The organism is Paenibacillus sp. strain BS8-2 (assembly GCF_054483835.1).
The window spans coordinates 3,633,670-3,653,344 of record NZ_CM137010.1; the positions used below are offsets into that span (position 1 = coordinate 3,633,670).

Annotated in this window: 12 protein-coding genes; 11 read left to right on the forward strand and 1 reads right to left on the reverse strand. The window is 49.1% G+C overall.

Annotation, left to right across the window (positions count from 1 at the left end; translation table 11 throughout):
• The first annotated feature begins 105 nt into the window (after positions 1-105).
• Both ACX1C1_RS15575 and ACX1C1_RS15580 read left to right on the forward strand, forming a co-directional pair.
• Positions 106-1,863, forward strand: a complete 1,758-nt coding sequence (locus ACX1C1_RS15575; protein WP_458953087.1) for a sensor histidine kinase — start codon at positions 106-108, stop codon at positions 1,861-1,863.
• Positions 1,860-3,473, forward strand: a complete 1,614-nt coding sequence (locus tag ACX1C1_RS15580; protein WP_458953088.1) for a response regulator — start codon at positions 1,860-1,862, stop codon at positions 3,471-3,473. The genes ACX1C1_RS15575 and ACX1C1_RS15580 overlap by 4 nt, the downstream gene beginning before the upstream one ends.
• 719 nt (positions 3,474-4,192) lie before the next feature.
• Here the strand turns inward: ACX1C1_RS15580 and ACX1C1_RS15585 are convergent.
• Positions 4,193-4,717 carry an Rpn family recombination-promoting nuclease/putative transposase gene (locus ACX1C1_RS15585; protein WP_458953089.1) on the reverse strand — a complete coding sequence of 175 codons (525 nt, stop codon included), beginning with the start codon at positions 4,715-4,717 and terminating at the stop codon, positions 4,193-4,195.
• Positions 4,718-5,031: 314 nt separating this feature from the next.
• Between ACX1C1_RS15585 and aldA the strand changes: the two genes are divergently transcribed.
• The 9 genes from aldA to ACX1C1_RS15630 all read left to right on the forward strand — a co-directional run bounded on the left by aldA (position 5,032) and on the right by ACX1C1_RS15630 (position 19,618).
• Positions 5,032-6,498, forward strand: a complete 1,467-nt coding sequence (gene aldA, locus ACX1C1_RS15590; protein ID WP_458953090.1) for an aldehyde dehydrogenase — start codon at positions 5,032-5,034, stop codon at positions 6,496-6,498.
• Positions 6,499-6,814: 316 nt separating this feature from the next.
• Positions 6,815-10,024, forward strand: coding sequence for an S-layer homology domain-containing protein (locus tag ACX1C1_RS15595; RefSeq protein WP_458953091.1), 3,210 nt, complete (start codon positions 6,815-6,817; stop codon positions 10,022-10,024).
• 123 nt (positions 10,025-10,147) lie between these two features.
• Positions 10,148-11,962, forward strand: coding sequence for a sensor histidine kinase (locus ACX1C1_RS15600; protein ID WP_458953092.1), 1,815 nt, complete (start codon positions 10,148-10,150; stop codon positions 11,960-11,962).
• Between the two features lie 14 nt (positions 11,963-11,976).
• Positions 11,977-13,599, forward strand: a complete 1,623-nt coding sequence (locus ACX1C1_RS15605; protein WP_458953093.1) for a response regulator — start codon at positions 11,977-11,979, stop codon at positions 13,597-13,599.
• 16 nt (positions 13,600-13,615) lie between these two features.
• Positions 13,616-14,968, forward strand: coding sequence for an extracellular solute-binding protein (locus tag ACX1C1_RS15610; protein WP_458953094.1), 1,353 nt, complete (start codon positions 13,616-13,618; stop codon positions 14,966-14,968).
• 162 nt (positions 14,969-15,130) lie between these two features.
• Positions 15,131-16,528, forward strand: a complete 1,398-nt coding sequence (locus tag ACX1C1_RS15615; RefSeq protein WP_458953095.1) for an extracellular solute-binding protein — start codon at positions 15,131-15,133, stop codon at positions 16,526-16,528.
• Positions 16,529-16,591: 63 nt separating this feature from the next.
• Positions 16,592-17,461, forward strand: a complete 870-nt coding sequence (locus tag ACX1C1_RS15620; RefSeq protein ID WP_458953096.1) for a carbohydrate ABC transporter permease — start codon at positions 16,592-16,594, stop codon at positions 17,459-17,461.
• Between the two features lie 4 nt (positions 17,462-17,465).
• A complete protein-coding gene (locus tag ACX1C1_RS15625) occupies positions 17,466-18,779 on the forward strand; it encodes a carbohydrate ABC transporter permease (protein WP_458953097.1) in 1,314 nt (437 codons plus the stop codon).
• Between the two features lie 62 nt (positions 18,780-18,841).
• Positions 18,842-19,618 carry an SDR family NAD(P)-dependent oxidoreductase gene (locus ACX1C1_RS15630; protein ID WP_458953098.1) on the forward strand — a complete coding sequence of 259 codons (777 nt, stop codon included), beginning with the start codon at positions 18,842-18,844 and terminating at the stop codon, positions 19,616-19,618.
• Positions 19,619-19,675 lie beyond the last annotated feature (57 nt).

The following is a 19,675-nucleotide window of genomic DNA, read 5'->3' on the forward strand; positions in this document are numbered from 1 at the left end:
TTGTTCATCCATGTCCGACACGCCATGACCGAAAGTGATTCGGGTTGTGGCGTTCGGGCTTTCTTTTCATGTATGATGGGACCAATGCGGAATAAGGAGTCGAACATGATGATGTTGGAGAAGCGACACTGGTCAGCGAATTCATTACGCAACAAACTCATTTCCAGCGTGCTGCTCATGACGCTGCCGGTTGTCGGGATGTTGATCTATAACAACTTCTACGCCATCCAAGTCGTGCGCGAACAAGTTGCCGTTTCCTATAATGATATGCTTAGTCTGTACATGAACCAAATCGACAGCGGCTTAAACGATGTAGATGCGTACATGAATACGATCGCCATCGGCACCGATTTGTTATCGCTCAGCCAAGCCGAGACGGATGACGACTACTACTCGGCGAAAATCTACTTGTTTGACTCCATTAGAAATAAAATTGCCTTATATCCTACCGTGAGCTCTTTCTTTGTATATGAGGAGAAAAGGCAGGATATTATGGACATTCCTAGCAGCGCAAAAATCTCCACAGAGGAAAAAGATAGCGTTAAGAGTTATATCATTGATCTCATTGACGAAAGGGATAATACGCTTGAAAAGGCGGCAAAGAGATGGCAGTATCATCAAATCGGCCAGGATCATTATTTCATTGATATCGTCGAGTCAGGGAGCGCTTATCTCGGAGCATGGATCCGGACCGATCAGTTAATCACGCCTCTACGTTCGTTGAAGATGGGCAAGGTGGGTGAGATTCTTCTGGCGAACGATGAAGGGGAACCCATCACGAACACAAGTATTGTGAACGAAAATGGTGTTGTGCTGCGCGGGGAATCGGAGAGCTATTATTTATCCGGCTCTGACAATAAGTATTTGATCGTAGGCTCATCTTCACTTAGGGGAAACTTTAGTTTGGTGACATTAATCCCTGATAAGAATATATTGGCTAATCTTCCATATCTACAGCGCATCATTTGGATCATTACGATTGGCGCGATCTTCTTCATCCCAGTGGGTCTGTTTGCATTAAGGCGAGCATTTTTGAGGCCGCTGAACCGCCTTTTAGTGGCAATGAAGAAAGTTCGAGGCGGTGATTGGAGCGTTCAAGTCGACATGCGGAAGACATCGGGGGAGTTTCAACTGCTGGGAGACTCCTTCAACTCCATGATGACGGAGATCCAAACACTTCGCGTAAACGTTTTCGAAGAACAGCTGAATAAACAAAAAGAGGAATTACAGCGGCTGCAACTGCAGGTGAACCCTCATTTTTTCCTCAATGCGTTAAATCTTATCTGCAATATGGCGAAGGTGAAAAATCATGAACTGATTATCCAGATGACGGTCGCGTTGATTCGATATTTCCGGTTTTTGTTCCGAAGCAACACGTCGTTCGTTACTATTCGGGATGAGCTCGACCACACTCGGAACTATCTAAAGATTCAGCAGCTACGATTTCCGGACCAATTGACTTGGAGCATCGACGTTCCCGATTATTTAAGCGATGCGGCGATTCCTCCACTTTTTATCCAATCCTTCGTGGAGAACTCGATCAAACATGCAGTAACGCTTGATGAGCCAGTCCATATAACTGTAAAGATCGAATTTCTGGAGGAGGAGCAAGGCTCGCGCATGAGGATTCGAATTGTGGATACAGGATGCGGGTTTCATCCTTACGTGCTTCAAGTACTTCAGGAGGGAAGAAGCGTCCAGAACAATCAAGGCGAGCATACCGGCATTTGGAACGTTCATCGGCGATTAAAGCTGCTGTATAACGAAGAAGCATCTATCCATTATGATAATGAAAAAGATACCGGAGGGGCTGCAGTGGAAATTGTTGTTCCGACTAATCCGGCGATGGAGGCGATGACATGACCTATCAAGTACTCCTTGTTGACGATGAAGTGCATGCCATCGAAGGTGTCAAATCGGATCTCGATTTGGGCAAGCTGGGTATTTCGCGTTTGTTCACGGCCGTTAATATTCGGCAGGCGAAGGATATTTTCGAGCAGGAGGATATTCAGATCTTGCTCTGCGATATCGAGATGCCTCAAGGCAGCGGCTTGGAATTATTGGAATGGGTGCGCGAGCATTATCCGACCACGGAAACGATTTTTCTTACAAGTCATGCGGATTTCAAGTACGCGAAGCAAGCCCTGCAGCTTGGAAGCGTCGATTATTTGCTGAAGCCGGTCTTTGCCGACGACTTGGAGCAAGCGATCGGGAAAGCGCAAAGCCTGATTGAGCTGAACACGGAAGTGAACCGGAACAAGCAGTCCCATCAGCTCTGGCTGAAGCATCATGCCCTGATCATCGAACATTTCTGGCGGAGTCTCATCAACTATTCCACGCCAAGTACACAGAATGCCGTTCGCGAGCAGATCGATCGTCATCATATTCCGATTACGGATGACATGGTTTTCCTGCCGATCTTAATCTCCGTTCAGAAGTGGCATAAAGAGTTGAGACGACGCGACGAAAAAATTTTGGAGTACGCTCTTAAGAATACGGCAGAAGAAATCATAAGCGGAGATCATGGGAACGGCATCGTTTTTCATCTGGAGAAAGACCTGCTCCTTGTTATTGTAGCCGGCAGCGGAGAAACGGATTGGGCGTCTAATCGCCTGGTGCAATTGCAAGAGGCTGGTCATCGATATATTGAAGCATGCAATCGTTACTTCTATTGCGATATGTCATGCTACCTGGGGCAGGCCGTGAAATCGCACGATATGGCCGACATGGTTGCAAGCCTCAGAAAGCGGGACCGCGACAACGTGACGTTCGTGAACCAAGTGCTTGAATATCGTGAAGACGATCTCATCGACACCAGCATTCCCTCGCCTGACTGGAGTTTATTGTCCACCTTGCTCAAGACCGGCACTAAGGAAGCCGTCATTCATGAATTAGAAGAGTACTTGCTTGATCAAGGACGAAACCAAGGAATCGGCGCAAAATTTCTGCAACAATTTAATCAGGATTTTATGCAGGTTGTGCATTCATATCTGTATGGAAAGGGCATACAAGCCCATCAATTATTGGGGGATGAACAATCCGGCCACTTGTCCGAGATGGCGGGACGGACCGTCATGGATATGCTGAATTGGGTGAAGCATGCGGTGGGCAAAGCGATGAATCAAGCGTTAGCGGTGGAAGAGACCGATACCGTTGTTCAGTCCGTTATCCGTTATATTTCTCGAAACATCGATAAAGAGTTTTCCCGAGAAGAGTTAGCGGAGCTCGTGTACTTAAGTCCCGATCATCTGACAAGATTGTTCAAGAAAGAAACGGGATCCTCTCTATCCGACTATGTCATGCAAGAAAAAACCAGAAGGGCGAAGGAAATGCTTGCTCAAACGGACATGCCGATCAGCGCAATTGCCTCCGCAGTGGGGTATTGGAATTTCTCCCACTTCACGAAGATATTCAAGAAGTACGCAGGGATGGTGCCGACGGAGTATCGTAATCTGTTGAAGGATAAGAAGTGATGGCATTGGAAAGGAATCGACGATGCGTCTTTTATTGCGTTGCCCAACAAGTCGCCAAAGACTAGCTTATTCAACGTGTGTGATTGGAAAACAGAAGCTAGTGTCGTTCCTAGAAGTAGTCTTATTTAGCCGGTAGCTTGGGGACGAAATGGGGACGAAGTTCGTCCCCTACCGTCCTACGCCGTCCGAATAGATCGGAAAGCGATCTTTAAAAACCCAGACAGGATAAAGCTTCCACGGTTTTAATCGGACTGCAGCGAACAGCCATTCCATCGCTGGCAGCGATGAGGTCAGGGGTTCGATCCCCCTAGGCTCCATACGAAGAGAACGTCATCACAAATCGTGATGGCGTTTTTCGTTTGGATTGCCTGGGGGGAGAGAACCCCTATAGGTTCGCCCGCGCGCAGGAAGTGGAAGTGATGCTTCGAAGCATATGCTTCTAACGGACGAGCACGGCGTCTGAATTCACCGCTAAAAGTCCTCGTCGAATTGGCTTCGTCAGCCATATAATCAAGATTCGGACATCCCCCTAGGCTCCATACTTGAAAAACCCTTGTTTACCAAGGGTTTTTCAATTTTTTTAAGAGGTTTACATGCAAAGAAAACGTGCTGCGGTAACAATCCGGTAACAAGCTGTGAAATTTCTACATTGAAGCCTCTTAGATAACAAGCGGTAACATAAAAAAACTGTCAAGACGGATATCCCTGACAGCAGACTATTATTGTGAATAAGGTACATTTTTAAGTTCCTCAATCGGAATTCCGGTCAACTCTGACACGGATTCCAGATCCATTCCCTTAGCGAGCATATTGCTGGCGACCTTTAGCTTGCCCTTTCGCTCCCCTTCTTCTCGAGCACCTTCCATCAAAGAAGCCTCGTCATGCAATGCCTTCTGTCTCATTTCATAAAGGCGCCGAGCTTCTACATCTTGACTTAGGAATTCTAGAACGGTCATTGCTTTGCCGAGCGCAGGTTCCTGCATTTTGAGCACCTCCCTATATTCTGTATTGTCACTTTTCAGAAAAAGTAACCAATTCAGCAAGCCTTCTGAAGCGCTGGCATGTTCATAGTCAAGCTTCGATAGCTCAAGAAAATGGATTTCAAGATCATCAGTTAACGAAATCCCGTTGCGATCCTCTCTTAGATGAAATACATTATGGTATCGCTCATTGGGAAGAATGGTGAAATCAATGATGTTTATCGTAACGCATATCTTGAGGCTCTTAGGGCTGTCCTTCTTCAAGCTACCGTCTGACGTTTTAGCCTGGTGTCGAAGATCGAGGCGAGTCATTATCGGTATAAGGATTTATGATAACGATCTCGGAAAGCTGTGGTCGTTCGGCTGCTTGGAAGGTTCGATTTAGAAAAGCCAGCAGAACATTATAGCGCACTAATGAGGCGTGTTTTTTTATCTTAGGTGGAGCCCATAGGGGCGTAGTTGCGAATGAAATTACTGGATTAGCTAATAAATTCATAGATATTCCTTAAAATATTTGTATAACAGATTGGCCAGGAGGCGTTAGAATGGTGCAATCCTACGAATAAGAGGTGAAGGTTATGATGAAAGTGACGAAAGACAAGATGACCTATTATCGACTTTATATAGACGGCCAATGGACAGATTCGGCTTCAGGACGCTTGACAGAGGTGCTTAATCCGGCCAATGAAGAAGTGATTGCATATGTAAGCGATGCGGATGCGGAGGATGTGCAGAAGGCGCTTTTGTCTTCGGAGAAAGCGCAGCGTTCCTGGAAGATGTTGCCCGCAGTGGAGCGGGCACGTTATATCATGAAGCTGGTAGAGCGGATAAAGGAGGAGCGGGAGCAGCTTGCCCGCCTGCTTGTGCTGGAGCAAGGCAAGACGTACCGCGAAGCGCTCGGCGAAGTAGACGATACAATGGCCTATTTCATGTATGCAGCGGAATCGGCGACTCGCTTGAAGGGTGATGTCCTGCCTGCTGACCGTCAAGGTGAAATGCTCATGATTCAGAAGGTGCCCTACGGTGTAACGGTAGGCTTATGTGCCTGGAATTACCCGCTTGCGCTGATTGGACGCAAGCTGGGACCGGCGCTTGTGACAGGGAACACGATGATTATTAAGCCGCATGAACTTACACCTGTTGCCTCGATCGAGCTGTTCCGTCTGATTGATGAGGTCGGTTTCCCGCCTGGGGTAGCCAATCTCGTTACGGGAACAGGAGTGGAGGTTGGGCAACAGCTTGTCAGCAGTCCCATCACGAAGCTTGTTACGGTGACGGGCAGCGTCAGAGCGGGGCAGGCCATCTACAGAGCGGCGTCGGACAACATTACGGCGTTATCCTTGGAGCTTGGCGGCAAAGCGCCGTTTGTTGTGCTGGATGATGCAGATATCGATCAAGCGGTGGAAGCGGCGGTTGGCGCACGTTTCGCGAATTGCGGACAGGTCTGCATCTGCAATGAGATGGTGCTTGTTCATGAGCGCATTGCGGATGAGTTTACGGAGAAGCTGCTAGAGCGCGTCAAGTCGGTGAAGCTTGGCGATCCGTTCGATGATTCGGTGACGATGGGACCCAAAGCGAACGGCAGAGATCTGGAGAAAATAGATGCGATCGTGAAGGAGACGGTACGTCAGGGCGCTACTGTCGCAGCGGGCGGCAAGCGGCCGACGGGCCGCGGGTTTGAAAAGGGATATTGGTACGAGCCAACGGTGTTAACGAATGTGACGCCTCAGATGGCTGCGGCGCAAGAAGAAATATTTGGCCCAGTGCTGCCAATCGTTCGAATCGGGAGCTTCGAGGAAGCGGTAGACATCATTAACTCAAGCGATCTTGGTTTGTCTGCCTACTTGTACACTAGCGATTATCGCAAGATGATGCAGGCCATGCATGTGCTGGAGGTCGGGACGGTGTTCCTGAACCAAGGCATGTCGGGGTGTATGCAGGGCTATCACAGCGGTCACAAGCTTAGCGGCATCGGCGGCGAGGATGGCGAATACGGCATAGAAGGATATCTCCAGAAGCGAACTGTATACATGAATTATGCATAGAGCAAGACCATAGTGCAAGGCCATAGAGAAAGGCCATTGAGGAGCAGCGGGGGCTGGCAGGACAAGCCCCGCTGCTCCTTATGTTATTCTGTAGCAATGGCTTACGATTTTTATAGTTTTACCCTGCATTTGCTTAAGATATTTATGCGATATCCCCCCCATAGTTAGATAGAATGAAGGGGCAAATGAATCGGAATACAAGATGAACGAAGGTCAAGCTGCGTTGTAACCGCTGTCAATCGGCGGGCCTCGCACAAGAAACTGGATTCCGAGGAGCTTGCTCAATTGCTAATTAGATATGGGAGGGAAGCAGAGGATGAAGCGGTACAGTATGATCGTTCTGGCCATCGCAATCGTAGTTGGAGCATTCTCATCACAGGCGTACGGCATGTCCGCCAAGCACTGGGCGGATCCTACGATCCAGGCCTGGGTGCAGGAGGGATATGTGGAGGCGGATTCGGAAGGGGTGAACAACCCCAATCGCCATCTGTCTCGAGCGGAAACGGCGAAGCTGATTGAGGCTTCGGTGGGATGGGCTGCAATGGATGCTGCCAAGCTGACGAATGCTACAATAGTGGCTTGGGCTGTCCAAGGAGTAGAGGCAAATGACGATAGTGGTGTCATGATCACCGATCAGCCCAATAAGCAGGTTACGCGCGAAGAGGCTGTTATTCTGACAGCTGCCCTGCTAGACCGTGAAGCGACTGCAAGCCAAGAGCTTGATCGGCATTTCTCGGATCTGGCCGGTATGACCGCTGAAGGTATGCAAGCGCTTCAATCCGCTTATGACGCCGGCCTATTCGTAGGTGATGGCAGCAAGCTGCGTCCGCAAGGAAAGATTACGTTCGCAGAGCTAGTCACTGCGCTTGATCGTGCCATTACCCATCGTTCGGGCTTCCCTGTTCTTGATTTCGAGAACGGTGAAATTCCGACATTCGTAGCTACAGGAGATTCGACGGTTGAGGTTGTGCGTAATGAGGCGACGGACTCCAGCGCATTGAAGGTCATCTACGGAGCAGCGGACTTCCCGACAGTCAAATTCACGGCGACAACAGCCTGGAATTTCGGCAGGAACAAAGCATTGTCCTTTGAGGTAACCAATCCGACGGACAAGGATATTAGCTTCTATCTGCGTCTGGACGATGACAAGAGTGCAGACGGGGTTGCCCACTCTACGGTGAGCGCAGCCGTTGCGAAGGCAAACAGCACGCAGAAGTATTTTCTCAGCTTGGGCTCGGAATCACTGGATCTCGGCATGAGATTTCTGCCTCCAAATCCTGCCGGCAGCCAGCTTGGCTACGGCTGGGGAGAGAAGAGCCTGAACACAAGTCATATTGTCGAATTCCAGCTGTGGCAAATGTATACGAAGCAGGAATCGACTCTGCTGTTCGATAATATCTCAGTCATCGGCGATCCCAATACAGATCTGAGCTATATGGATGATCTGGTGGACGGCTATGGGCAATACACGGGCTTGGAGTGGGATGGCAAGGTACATACCGAAGATGATCTCCTTGCAGCAAGGGAGGAGGAAGCGGATCAACTGGCCGGTGATAAACCTTTGCAGACCAGCAAATATGGCGGTTGGCTGAACGGTCCGAAGCTGGAGGGAACCGGTCACTTCAGGGTAACGAAGCATGAGGGCAAGTGGACGTTGGTTGATCCCGAAGGGTACTTATTCTTCTCAAATGGCCTGGATATCGTTCGATTGGATGATATGAATACATGGGTTTCGGGTAGGGAGAACATGTTCATAGAACTTCCATCCAAGGATGGAGAGCTGGGCGACCATTATACGTATACGACAATTGTAGGTACAGCTCCGCTGGGTCAGACGGAGGGTTGGCTGTTCAATCATTATCAAGCCAATCTGGAACGCAAGTATGGCCAGGATTATGTGAATGCGTGGAAGGATATATCCGTCGATCGCTTCAAGAGCTGGGGCTTCAGCTCGCTCGGCAACTGGTCGGATCCGACGTTATTTTTCGGTAAGGGCGAGGAACATCAAATGGCTTATGTGGCCAATGGCTGGACGCATTGGGGAGAGCATGCAACTATTCCAAGCGGAGGCGGCTGGGCTCCGGTAGCGGATCCGTTCGATCCTGCGTTCAAGACGAGTGTGGACGACATGCTGGACGATCAGATTCTGGCGTATGGCGTAGAGGACGACAAGTTCCTGATCGGCGTCTATATCGACAACGAAATCGCATGGGGCAATCCCGCCAATACAGCAAGCAAGTATGCGTTGATCAGCAATATTATGGCTATGGACAGCGCTACAAAGGGCAGCTATGCCAAACGAGCGATGCTGGAGCATCTGAAAGCGGCCTATCAGAACAAGATTGCGGATTTGAACAATAAGTGGGGCACAGCCTTCACCTCCTTTGATGCGCTCGGCAAGCCTTATCGTCCTGCACAGCTGTCAGAGGGGATGCTGCCGGACTACTCGGCGATGCTAAGTCTGCTGGCGGACGAATATTTCCACATCGTAGATCAAGCGGTTACCGCGAAGCTTCCTAACACGCTCTACCTGGGATCCAGATTTGCGGAGTGGGGAACAAGCGAAGAGGTGCAGAAGGCGGCTGCGAAGTATGTGGATGTAATCAGCTTCAATGTGTATAAAGAGGATGTTGAAGGAGAAAACTGGATGCATCTTGAGGAGCTTGATATGCCTGCTATTATTGGTGAATTTGCATTCGCCTCAGACGATAGAGGCATGTTCGGGACTGGACCTAACGCAGATACCTCAGCTGCTGATCAACAGAATCGCGGCGAAAAATATGCGCACTATATGGAGACGGTCTTGAGCAATCCTTATTTTGTAGGGGCGCATTGGTTCCAATATGTGGACCAGCCGCTGCTTGGGCGCGCATGGGATGGTGAGAATTACAACTTAGGCTTTGTAGATGTTGTCGATAGACCTTATGAAGAGATGGTTAGCGCCGCAAAGGATGTTCACGCAAGAGCTTATGACATCAAGTTTCTAGGCAAGGGGACGGATGACGCAAGCGGCGAGCAAGGAAATCCATTTGTCCTTTCCTTTGAGGCTGACGAGGATTTATCCATCGTCTCTGCGTACAAGTCGGCTACGGTTCAGTATGAAGCCTCTGGAGCAACAGAGGGAGAACGGGCGATGAAGGTAACGGTCGGCACGCTCGACAGTGATTATTCCGGCGTGGAGCTCAAGCCTGCAACAGCATGGCATTTGGGAGCGAAGCCGGAGATTGTCGCCGATGTGACCAATCCGAATATGCAGCCGATTCAACTGCGCGCCAATATTACGGATGCGAAGGGTGCGCTTCGCACCTACTATTTTGTAATCGGGGCCAAGGAATCGCGGACTATTACGATCAATCAATTCAAGGCCTCCGAGGCTGCATGGGGAGATAAGGAGGGGTTCTGGGGAGCGGAAGCAACAGGGCTTGACGCGTCGGGAATCATTTCTGTGAATGTATACTTGTGGGAAGATGCGCCGGAAAGCGGTGGATCGTTTATCGTGGACAATCTTCGATTGACTCAGAAGTAGCATGTCGTATGTTGCCATTGATTTGAGCACTTCGCTTCCAATTGGAAGGTGGTGCTCTTTTCCACTTTGTAGTTCATCCCTTACAATATAATAGGATGGGATATCGGAAGGAGGGATGGAGCATTGCGGATATTGTATGTTATAACCCGATACATCGGCAAGTCCTTGTATCGCAAAATATTATTGTCTTATTTGGTCATTATCGCCTTGATTGTGTTTGTTCTCTTGTTCGACTTCTATACCCGTACGGCTAACGACTTGCGGGGGGAGGCCGTGAATACCCACTTGCGTATGACGCAGCAATCCGCTTCTACACTGAATGCGAATATGACGAACGTCAAGAGCTTTGCGTGGAATTACTTCGGAGATGTCGACTTTCATCAATTCGTCCGCGGCATGGGGACCGATCCTGATGGACAAAGCTCTTATCGCGGCAAAATATCCAATTTCGTATACAATCATCCCATTGTATCGAATGTGGTCATATCGCAGCTTGACGGCTTCTCCATGCGAGTAGGCGGACTGGTATCCACCTTGATTACGCAAAGTGAAATGCAGCGATTGACTGATGCTGCGATAGAAGCGAATGGAAAAGGATTATGGCTGCCTTCGGATAATTACAGTCCCAATGTGTCAGAGCAATCCTCCGGTTATACATTGTCCTATGTACAGGCTATCCGGCAAATATCCTTGACATCGCCAGGGCCGGTCATTGGTGTGATGCTGTTCACGCTGTCATCGGATTCGCTGGAGCAGTGGCTCGAGGAGAGCGCAGGGGGCGGCGATAGCCGTACCTATCTGGTGGACAAGCAGCTGGGCACCATCGTATATTCGGGGAACATGTCCGAACGTGGAGAGCGTATCTTGACCGAGGAAGAGCTGATTATGGTACGCAGTCAGACAAAGGGGCACTACTACCGTGCTGGTGCTGACGAGGATCAGCTGATCGTCTATGACAGTCTGGGTCAGACAGGCTGGATTGTATTATCGGAAGTGCCGACCCGGCTCTTGACGGAGTCCGTCGACAATTTCACGAAACGAACGATTTGGATCGGATTATTTACTCTGTTGTTCTCGATGCTGTTAGCCGGACTTATCTCATCCCGCACGATCACACCGCTTAAGCTGCTTAGTAAAGGGATGAAAGCGATTGAGAAAGGTAATTATTCTGTCACTCTCCCGGTACGAAGCGAAGATGAGATTGGATATTTGAGCCGATCATTCAACAGGATGACAAAGGAAATTAACCGCTTGATCAGCAAAGTGTACGAAACGGAAATTGTGAAAAAAAACGCGGAGATCAAGTCGCTTCAATCTCAGATCAATCCGCATTTTCTATATAACACATTAGGTATTATCGATAGTATTGCCTCCATACATGGGGATGATAGAGTTTCCTTGATTAGCCGATCGCTGGCCAAAATGTTCCGCTACAATATTAGCGGCGACGATGTGTCCAAGCTCGACGCAGAGTTTCAGCAAATTCGGCTGTACTTGTCTATTCAGAAAATCCGCTTTGACAGCAGGCTGGATTATACAATTTATCTGGAGCCGGGTCTGGAACGGGTCCCTATTCCGAAGCTATTGTTTCAGCCGCTTGTCGAGAATAGCGTTAATCATGGCATTAGCCACAGTGTGGAAGGCGGAATCGTCCGTATTGAGGCGATTCGTCACCATGATGATGAGCTGCAAGTGAAAATATGGAATAATGGCTTGGTGATCGAGGAGGAGCGCCAGCAATGGATGTATAGTCTCCTGCAGGACGAGGATGCCGCAGCCGGACTTGAGACGAAACAGGCTTCGGCCTCCATAGGCTTGCGCAATGTGCAATCTCGTATTCGGATGTTATATGGACCCGAGTGCGGCATTACGTTCAGCAGCGATGCAGAATACGGCACAACCTTCACGATTACGATCAAGACCTATTTGCCCGATTAGGAGGCTTAAACGATATGAGAATTATGGTATTGGATGACGAACCTATTATTAGACAAGGCATTATTCATAAAATTCGTCAAACCGGTCTGCCTGTAACCGTCGTTGCCGAAGCGGGAGACGGCCTTAAAGGTCTGGAGCTGATGAAGACCGCAAAGCCTGATCTGATTGTGACGGATATTCATATGCCCGGTATGAACGGACTGACATTTATCCAACATGCGATAGAGCTGGATGCCAAGGTAAAGCTGGTTATTGTGACCGGCTACGATCAATTCGATTATGCCAGGCAGGCAATCAAGTACGGAGTCAGCAATTACTTGGTAAAGCCGCTGGAGGATGATGAGCTGTATACGACGTTGATGGGTTTGCTTGAGCGCAAGGAGGCGGAGAAGCAAACGGATCAGATGATCCAGGAGCTTAAGACTGTTGCCGAAACAAGTCAGGAAGCTTCTCGCCAGCAGGCGCTAACCCAATTTCTGCAGGAGGAGGATATTACTGTAGCCAGCAGCGAGCTCGATGAGCTCGCGAAGCATGGAACGGCCTTTACTGCGGTAGTTCTCCAGTTGGATCCATTCAAGGTTCCACATCAGTCCTTTGGGCCAGGCGAGGAAGAGCTGCTCTGGTTCGCGATCAAAAATATTGTAACGGAACGATTTCTATCCAATAAAATTAAAGGCATCCTAGTTCATCATTCGCTGCGGCGCTTTGAGCTGGTATACGTGCTTGGCCTTCAGAAGGGACAAGACAACGCCGGGGTGAATTATACGCTGGAAGCGATTTCGTTCGGGATCCGGAAGTATCTCAAGCTAGGCGTCACTATTGGAGTAGGACCTTATCAGAATCAGATGGCCAAGGTACAAGAGAGCTATCGGGAAGCAAGGCGGATCGCAAGGAACGCGATCCTGCATGGCGGGAATCGGATCTATCAATCCCCTGTCGAAGTCCATTCCGGTCAGGAGGCGCAGCGCAAGTCGTTTATCGGCAATGAGGACGTCAAGCTGCTGGAGGATTGGCTGGGCAAGTGGGACAATGAGAAAATCCACAAGTGGATCGAACGAAGATTGGGTGCTATTGTGCAAGAGCCTTCCTCCAGCTATGTGATGGTAGAATGGTTCTGTATCGATCTTTATTTGTTCCTCAACAAATATTGGTTAGCCCATGCGACGGATTCGCAGTGGGCGATCGGCGAGCTGACGGATCTTCAACGGGAGCTGCAGCAAGCGACGGCATGGAACGAAATTGTCGAACGAATGAAGAGGCTGGTTACGAATATGATCGGCTTATTATCCAGAACGAACAATCTCGAAGGAAAAGAAATTATGGAAGCGGTCCGACATTATCTGGAGAGGCATTACGCCGAACCAATTCAGCTTGCCATGATTGCCGAACGCTTCTATATCCATCCCAATTACTTCTCCAAGCGATTCAAGGAAAAATACGGTGAATCGTTTGTCGATTTCTTGAATGGTCTTCGGATGATGGAGGCAACCAGATTGTTGGTGGATACGGATATGAAGATTCGTGATATAAGCGAGAGGGTAGGCTTTGACGATGCGGCATATTTCGGAAGTGTATTTCGCAAGCGATTTGGCGAAACGCCAGGGCAGTATAGAGATAAGAGCATGCACAAGTCGTAGAAAGGGGGTGAACCACGTGGCAGCAGGTATCTTCGCAAGAACCTTGTTAATCATAAGCACGGTTATGTTGGTACTGACATCATGCTCCAATTATACCCATTTGAAGCTGGAAGGCGGAATGCCGGAGCCCATTGTAGAGATCGTGGTTTGGGATAAGCCGTTTGCGGGCTCTGCCGAGAAGCCTTATTATGAGCGGATGTTCCAAGAGTTCGAGCAGAAATATCCCGATATTCGTGTGATCCATATGGAGGCCGCATTCCAGAAGGAGCGAGAGCAGTTTATGACTGCGGTGGCGGGAGGCGAGCAGCCGGATCTGTACAATGCCGCGTTCCCCGACATGGAATCCTACATTGACCAGGGCATTCCTGCGGATATTACAGAATTATGGAGCAATTATCCCGATAGTACAAAATATTCTCCTGTTGCAATGGCTGCTTCGGAGCAGGAGGGCCAAATATATGGCATTCCTAACTTTATGTATGTGACCGTCTTGGCTTATAACAAACGGATTTTTGAGGATAATGGCATCGATCCCAAAGAAGCTTTCCGGAATTGGGATACCTTTGCGGCGGCAGCCGAGCAAGTAACCGAACGGTCTGGCAATCCATACGGCTATGCGATTCTCGGAACCGAGTGGGCGGATTGGTTCTACGAGTATTATGTTTGGCAAGCCGGAGGCGATCTGACAAGCAAGAATCAAGATGGAACCGTTCAGTTGACGTTCAATTCGGATGCCGCAGTTCAGGCGCTGAGCTATTACCAAGACCTGAGATTTCGGGATGGCGTGACACAGCTTAACACCTTGCAGAGTCTGGATGACAACAAAAAGGATTTTTATGCCGGACGGGCTGCTACGATGATTGTAGCCTCCAATTGGTTCGGAGAAATGCGAGAGTCGGGGTTTAATATGGACGAAATAGGGGTTGCGATGTTTCCGGCCGGACCCGCCGGGGTGTCACTCGCGCAAGTAGGCGGGGGCATCTGGATATTAAACCCGCAAGCAACCGAGGAGAAGCAGCGGGCAGCCTTTACTTATGCGACCTTTATGACATCCAAGTACGCACAGGATGAGCTGCTTCGTTTCCAGATGGAGCAGGGGATGCTGCCTAATTTATTGTCCGTCAGGGTAGATATTGATCCAATGGCCTATGCGGAAGGTATGCCGGAGGAGCTGGTCGACAATATTCAGAAGGCGTCAGAGGAAAGCCGGCTAGAGTACTACCTCAAATCCCGTTTGAGTCCTTATGTCTCTGCAGCGGTTCAGGAAGTGTTGCTGAACGAGGATGCGAGCCCGTATGATGCCCTCACTAGAGCGCAGGAAAAAGCTCAGCGTGAGGTCATAGACCCTTATAATATTGAATTTCAATAATTTCAGCGAGCGAGGCGGCTTTTATCTTAGCCTTCGCTCGTTTTTTTTGTGACTATAGTTAAGATATTCGTATGAACAGCTTAATATATTCTTACGCCTCATGGACCCATTCTCACTACAATAAGAAGTGTAAAGCACATCATTCGAATGGGGGATTCACCAGTGAAAAAGAAATCAAAACTAATGGCTGTTCTTGCACTGACGCTTGTTGTATCGCTGTTCATGGCAGCGTGCTCCGGCAACAACGGAGGCAATAATGGAAGCGGTAACAATCAGAGCGGGGGCAATTCGGCTTCAGCGCCGCCTGCAACAGATGAAGTGGTTGAGATCGTAGCATGGGACATGCCGCAGGATGGAGATCCCGCACAACCTTACTGGGAACAGGTATTCAAAGACTTTGCCGACAAATATCCGAACATTAAAGTCGAGCACGTTATGCAAACACTGACTAAAGAAAGAGAGCAGTTCATGACGGCGGTTGTCGGCGGCGAGCAGCCGGATCTATACGCCAATGCGTTCCCGGATATGGAATCCTACATCGACCAAGGCATCACAGCTGATGTGACAGAGCTATGGAACAACTATGCGGAGAAGGATATGTTCTTGCCTTCGGCAACGCAAGCAGCGACCAGGGACGGCAAAATTTATGGTATCCCGAACTTCATGTATGTAACGGGCCTTGCCTATAACAAACAAATGTTTGCTGATGCAGGACTGGATCCGGAAGCAGCATTGAAGGACTGGGAATCGTTCGGCGAAGCGGCTCAGAAGCTGACGGACGCGTCCAAAAATCAATACGGCTACGCCTTGCTGGGCATGGACTGGGCCGACTGGTTCTTCGAATATTACGTATGGCAAGCTGGCGGGGATCTGACGGAGCAGCAAGAGGATGGAACGGCGAAGCTGACCTTCACTTCCGAGCCGGCTGTGCAGGCGCTTCAATATTATCAGGATCTGAAGTTCAAATATAATGCGACACAAAAGAATGTCGTTCAAAGCCTTGACGAAAATTCCAACGACTTCTACCAAGGCCGCGCGGCATCTATGATCGCTGCATCCAACTGGTTCGGCGGAATGGTATCTTCGGGAATGGATATCGAAAACATCGGTTTCTCTGCACTGCCACCTGGACCTGGCGGCACATCCCCTGCGCAAGTTGGCGGAGCGGTGTGGATCTTCAATCCGAAGGCAACACCAGAGAAGCAACAAGCGGCGTTTACGTATGCCACATACCTGATGTCGAAGGAAGTGCAGGATGGCTTGCTTCAATATCAAATGGATAACGGCATCTTCCCGAACCTGCTTAATGTAAGAAGCGATGTGGATGCTTCTAAATTCGTAGAAGGTATGCCGCAAGAGCTAATCGAAAATGTGCAAGCGGCAGCAGGCGAAGGTCGTCTGGAGTACTTCCTGAAAGCTCGTCTGAGCCCTTACGTTGTCAAAGCTGTCCAAGAGGTGCTGCTGGATGAGAAAGTCGATCCAATGGCGGTTATGCAGAAGGCGCAAGATTTGGCACAACGTGAAGTCGTAGACAAATACAACGAAGAAGTTAAAAAATAATAGCCATTGGGATTCCCCCGTCCGGGGGAATCCCGATAGCCGTTCCTGGGGTGAGGGAGACATATGTTGCAAAAATTAAACATTCGCTGGGTGCCTGTTCTGTTTCTACTGCCTTCTGTGATTTGTTATCTGATGTTCAAGTACTATCCGCTATTGAATATGGCTTATATTAGTTTGTTCGATTACAGTATTGTCAATCCGCCTGGCACATTCATCGGCTTCGCCAATTACACGGAATTTCTGAAATCTGCAACGTTCTGGCAAGCGATTTCGAATACATTTATTTTCTTTGCTTTATATTTGGGGCTTACCTTCTGGATACCGATCGTCCAGGCTTTGTTCCTGATCGATATTAAGAAGGGCAATGCCTTCTTCCGCTTTATGTATCAATTGCCAACTATCATGCCGCTTGTTGGCGGTGTTCTTGTCTGGAAGTGGATGTACAACCCGGATTTCGGCTTGCTGAACTACTGGCTTGACTTCGTTGGGTTAGGTCCCTATCTTTGGCTGAACGATGCCACGATGACGAAGCTTGCCATCGTATTGCCTGCCGTGTTTGCTGGCAATGGTATTTCTCTGCTGTTGTATTATTCTGCTCTCAAGTCTATCCCGACCGAAATATTGGAGGCAGCCAAGATGGACGGAGCAGGTCCATGGAGAAGAATGTGGACGATGCTTCTGCCGAATATCAAATTTATTATCGTGATCCAATTTGTAGCCTTTATGTCAAGCGTGCTGCTTGCTTATGATCATATTTATATTATGACGCAAGGCGGACCTGCAGGCAGTACAACGGTGGTGTCCATGCTTGTTGTCAACTCTGCATTCCAGCAATCCCGATTTGGTATATCCGGTGCGGTATCCGTGTTCATGTTTATTGTCATTGCGGTACTGACCATTATTCAGAATAAAATTTCCGCAGAAAAGGATTGATCATATGGAACGTACTCGCATAAGGGAAAAAGGGGGAAGATCGCTAAAGATTACGGCCTATATTGTAACAGTATCGTTCGTAATCTTTGCGCTCATCCCTATTCTGTGGATGTTCGCCTCCTCACTTAAGACAGAAAAGGATATTAACTCATTTCCTCCCAAATGGCTGCCAACGATTCCGCAGTCGATTCATGTCACCATAGATTATACGGGCATTGATGAGAGCGATCCGGTGTTCTATGAGAAGGATGCCATGAAGGCAACCTGGTATCCTTGGATGAAGAATATACGGGAGAGCATCGGAGATGTGACCGTCACAGGCGTGAAGGACGGGCGCAAGCTCTATACGGCTGAGACTACCTCCTCGATGTTTTTTGTGGGACAGCCTAAGGTTGTGCCGACAACGATCTTCAACGACAAGATGATGGACAATAAGCTGCCCATTATCCAGGAGAACAAGCTGTCCAAATTCAAGTGGGAGGGGGACGAGGGCGAGAGTGTCCAGGTAACTCCGTCTATTGCCGAATCAGACTTGTCCGGTCGATTCTCTACCTTCTATCAATCCAATGAATTCATAAAGGGTCAGGTTGTAACGATTAATGAGAAAGCCAATTGGATCCGAATATTCAGCAGCTACACAGCGCTCAACAAGATGGCGCAGGACACAGCGGGCGCTTTAGGATTTGCACAATATTTCTTGAACAGTGCGATCATCACGATTTCAAGTGTGCTTCTGCAGATGGTATTAGGCGGACTTGCGGGATATACGCTTGCCCACCTGATCGACAGCAAGAAGTGGAAGTTCTTCTGGATCATGTTCTTCTTGGCAACGATCATGATTCCCGATATTTCCTTGCTGCTGCCTATGTATTTGCTAATGAAGGACTTGGGTCTTGTGAACTCTCTGCTTGCCGTTATTCTGCCACACTCGGCTTGGGGAATTGTTATCTTTCTGTTCAAAGGGTTTTTCGACCAAGTATCAAGGGAGCTTCTGCAGGCTGCAAGGGTTGATGGCGCTTCCGAGCTGAGAACGTTCCTGCAGATCGTTACACCGTTGTCTATCCCAATCTTTACTACGGTAGGCGTTATGACCTTTATTCCGGTATGGAACGAATTTTTGTGGCCGCTTATCGTCAACAGCTCACCGCAGTATTGGACGTTTACCGTTGCGCTTAACGATCTGCAGAACCAGCCAAGCGTCATGCAGAATATGTTGATGGCCAGCGCATTTGTGTCCATGTTCCCGCTTTTGTTTATTTTCTTGTTCGCTCAGAAATATATTGAGAAGGGCGTAGCCTTCTCCGGTGTGAAGGGTTAATTGGCTTGTTGCACAGAGACTCACCGCAAGCGGCTTTCAGAACAAGGAGGCAGATTGGCGATATGTTGGGGAAAATTGCAATTGTGACAGGCGCCGCCGGAGGAATCGGCAGAGGGATAGTCGAAGTGCTGCTTCGGGAGGGCTGCCGCGTCGTCATGCTGGACTGGGACGAACATGCCGGTCAAGCGGCCGTGCAAGAGCTGACTGCAGCCGGCGGAGAAGCGCTGTTCATACGTACAGACGTGTCCAAAGAGGAAGAATTGCAGGCGGCCGTGAATCAGACCATCTCACGATTCGGTGATATCGACATATTAATCAATAATGTGGGTACACATTATCACAAGCCGTTGGAGCAGATAAGCTCCGATGAGTGGGACCTTGTGTTCCGCACGGATCTGAAGGGACAGTTTCTGCTTATTCAACAGGTGCTGCCGCATATGAGACGGAACCGGTCGGGCTCCATCATTAATATCGCCTCCGTACATGCTCATGTTACACTTCCGGGCTTCAGCTCCTATGCGGCGATCAAGGGCGGTGTAACGGCGATGTCGAGGAGTCTTGCGCTGGAGCTGGCGCCGTTCGGCATCCGGATCAATTCGTTGCTGCCGGGATTGACGCGGAATGTAGCTATGGATCGTTATTTGAGCAACATTGCTAAGGATGAACGCAAGAGTATGGAGGCTGAGCTGACCCGCAATATACCATTGGGGAGAATGGCAGAGCCTGCCGAAATCGGTGAGCTTGTCGCTTTTCTTGCAAGCGACAAGGCGTCCTATATGACGGGCTCCTCTCTGGTAATCGATGGAGGAGTTTCGGTCCGACTGCATAATGATTATTGATACAGAAGGTGCCTAGCGACTGTGCTGAGGCACCTTTCTTTATTTTCGTTACCCTTG

Bases quoted from the DNA above. Each gene is read 5' to 3' on its own strand.
- ACX1C1_RS15575 (WP_458953087.1), top strand. From the start codon at position 106: ATGATGATGTTGGAGAAGCGACACTGGTCAGCGAATTCATTACGCAAC.
- ACX1C1_RS15580 (WP_458953088.1), top strand. From the start codon at position 1,860: ATGACCTATCAAGTACTCCTTGTTGACGATGAAGTGCATGCCATCGAA.
- aldA (WP_458953090.1), top strand. From the start codon at position 5,032: ATGATGAAAGTGACGAAAGACAAGATGACCTATTATCGACTTTATATA.
- ACX1C1_RS15595 (WP_458953091.1), top strand. From the start codon at position 6,815: ATGAAGCGGTACAGTATGATCGTTCTGGCCATCGCAATCGTAGTTGGA.
- ACX1C1_RS15605 (WP_458953093.1), top strand. From the start codon at position 11,977: ATGAGAATTATGGTATTGGATGACGAACCTATTATTAGACAAGGCATT.
- ACX1C1_RS15620 (WP_458953096.1), top strand. From the start codon at position 16,592: ATGTTGCAAAAATTAAACATTCGCTGGGTGCCTGTTCTGTTTCTACTG.
- ACX1C1_RS15625 (WP_458953097.1), top strand. From the start codon at position 17,466: ATGGAACGTACTCGCATAAGGGAAAAAGGGGGAAGATCGCTAAAGATT.
- ACX1C1_RS15630 (WP_458953098.1), top strand. From the start codon at position 18,842: ATGTTGGGGAAAATTGCAATTGTGACAGGCGCCGCCGGAGGAATCGGC.